Below are 813 nucleotides of genomic sequence, written 5' to 3'. Positions count from 1 at the left end.
AGCTTCCATGCAGTACCCCGGCCTCCGCTTCGATTTGCCGCTTGACTTGCTCTAAGATGTCCCGGATGACGACGGCCGTTTCTTCCACGCGCGCGAGTTCCAGCAATTCCTCGTGCGCGCCCTCCAGCCGGTAATCGGCATAAGCTTGCGTCGTTGCCCCCCGCCAGGAAGGCAATTGGTACTTCAAGCGGAACGCTTCGCTGTCCTTCGCAATCAGTTCGTAAATCCGGGCCGGGATCGTGCCGGAATTAATAAGCTGCGCTTCGTACGCCAAGGTCGCTTTGACCTTCCGATGAACCCGCTCCCGCACGAGCGGGTTGCTCATTAATTCCTTCTCTTCTTCGTCGAAATCAGCAAGCATTTCTTCAAGCTCTTTCTCCGACGTTTCGGAAGGCGTCAGCGCGTCCTTAATCCACGAGTCCACCATGAGCACGTCCGTTACGGAATACCCTCTTTTCTCCATCGTTTTGGCTACCTCGAACGTCAGGTTGCCTCCGAAGCAGTAGCCGAGCAGCACGTAAGGTCCTTCCGGCTGGATGCGGACGATCTCGTCCACATAACGGTTCAGCATGGCCTTGTAATCGACGGCATCGTCGATAAAATCAATGCCGTAGAGCACGAACCGGCCGTCGAGCCTGCTTGCGAGCTCTCGATAACCGATGCCGAAGCCGCTGCCCGGAGGGAAGCAGAACACGTTCAGATCTCCTGCTTTATTCAGCTTAATGAAGGAGTCTCCTCCTTTATCCAGGCCGAGATCCCCCTCTCCGAAAGCCATGGCTTCAACTGTTACATTATGGAATTGGCGGTTCAGCG

The 813-nt window shown here is 55.7% G+C and carries 1 protein-coding gene; it reads right to left on the bottom strand.

Annotated elements, in window-relative coordinates:
- A partial coding sequence (locus GRP75_RS28365) for a thioesterase domain-containing protein (protein WP_237449253.1) occupies positions 1 to 813 on the bottom strand: 813 nt, incomplete at both ends.

The sequence above is a fragment of the Paenibacillus sp. OT2-17 genome (genome assembly GCF_009827695.1).
GTDB lineage: Bacteria > Bacillota > Bacilli > Paenibacillales > Paenibacillaceae > Paenibacillus > Paenibacillus polymyxa_B.
This window is presented reverse-complemented; position numbering and strand designations above follow the sequence as displayed.